This is a genomic window from Pseudomonas sp. RW407 (assembly GCF_003176655.1).
In the GTDB taxonomy this organism is placed as follows: domain Bacteria; phylum Pseudomonadota; class Gammaproteobacteria; order Pseudomonadales; family Pseudomonadaceae; genus Pseudomonas; species Pseudomonas delhiensis.
Genome location: NZ_QGSL01000081.1, coordinates 1 through 1,443 on the forward strand (window position 1 = coordinate 1; position 1,443 = coordinate 1,443).

1 protein-coding gene is annotated in these 1,443 nt (G+C 70.5%); it reads right to left on the reverse strand.

Annotation, left to right across the window (positions count from 1 at the left end; translation table 11 throughout):
* Positions 1–25: 25 nt before the first annotated feature.
* Complete coding sequence (locus tag DK254_RS06540) at positions 26–1,327, reverse strand: MFS transporter (protein WP_109933136.1); 1,302 nt, start codon at positions 1,325–1,327, stop codon at positions 26–28.
* Between the last annotated feature and the right edge of the window lie 116 nt (positions 1,328–1,443).

Sequence of the window (1,443 nt, forward strand, 5' to 3'; positions counted from 1 at the left end):
CGCTCCTACAGGGGATCGCCGTCGATCAGAGTTCCTGCTCCCGCGTCTCGTGCAGGCACAGCACCGCGATCAAGCTCAGCGCCGCCGCCACCGATACGTAGCCGCCGACCCAGCTCAGCCCGCCCATGCCCACCAGCTTCTGGGCGATGTAGGGCGCCACCGAGGCGCCGAGGATGCCGCCCAGGTTGTAGGCCGCCGAGGCGCCGGTGTAGCGCACGCGGGTGGGGAAGAGTTCCGGTAGCAGGGCGCCCATGGGGGCGAAGGTCACGCCCATGAGGAACAGCTCCAGGGCCAGGAAGGCCGCCACTTCCACCGACGAGCCCTGGCTCAGCAGAGGTTGCATGGTGAAGCCGGAGAGGATCGCCGCGACGCAGCCGACGATCAGCACCGGGCGGCGCCCGAAGCGGTCGCTCAGCCAGGCGGAGATGGGCGTGGCCGCGGCCATGAACAGCACGGCGAAGCACAGCAGGCCGAGGAACTGCTCGCGGCTGTAGCCCAGGCTGGTCACCCCGTAGCTCAGCGAGAACACGGTGGAGATATAGAAGAGGGCGTAGCACACCACCATGGCCAGGGCGCCCAGCAGCACCGGGCGCCAGTGGTGGGCGAACAGCTCGGCGATCGGCAGGCTGGAGCGTTCCTGGCGCGCCATGGCCTTGGCGAACACCGGGGTTTCCGCCAGCTTCAGGCGCACGTAGAGGCCGACCAGCACCAGCAGCGCGCTGAGGATGAAGGGAATGCGCCAGCCCCAGGCGCGGAACTGCTCCTCGCTGAGGGTCATGGCCAGGCCGAGGAACAGGCCGTTGGCGGCGAGGAAGCCGATCGACGGGCCCATCTGCGGGAACATGCCGAACCAGGCGCGGCGGTGCCTGGGCGCGTTCTCCGTGGCCAGCAGCGCGGCGCCTCCCCATTCCCCGCCCAGCCCCAGGCCCTGGCCGAAGCGCAGCAGACAGAGCAGCGCCGGGGCCCAGGCGCCGATGCTGTCGTAGCCCGGCAGCAGGCCGATCAGGGTGGTGGACAGGCCCATCAGCAGCAGCGAGGCGACCAGCGTCGACTTGCGCCCGATGCGGTCGCCGAAGTGGCCGAACAGCGCCGAGCCCAGCGGCCGGGCGAGGAAGGCGATGCCGAAGGTGATGAAGGCGCTGAGCATCTGCGCCGTGCCCGAGGTCTGCGGGAAGAACACCGGGCCGATCACCAGGGCGGCGGCGGTGGCGTAGACGTAGAAGTCGTAGAACTCGATGGCGGTGCCGATGAAGCTGGCGACCGCGACCCGCGCGGTGGAGTTGGCGGGTTGCTGTTCGGCGGCAGCGGCAAGGCTGGCGGTGGTCATGGGGGATATCCCTGTCAGTCATGGCCGGCACGGCTCTGCGGGCGTGTCCGGCGGCGATGGATGCGTCGCCCATGCGCGAGGCGGGAAGCGCCACCCGGGTGGGGGCAGGCGCGGGA

Coding starts and splice junctions, on each gene's coding strand:
- DK254_RS06540 (WP_109933136.1), bottom strand. CDS start 1,327: ATGACCACCGCCAGCCTTGCCGCTGCCGCCGAACAGCAACCCGCCAAC.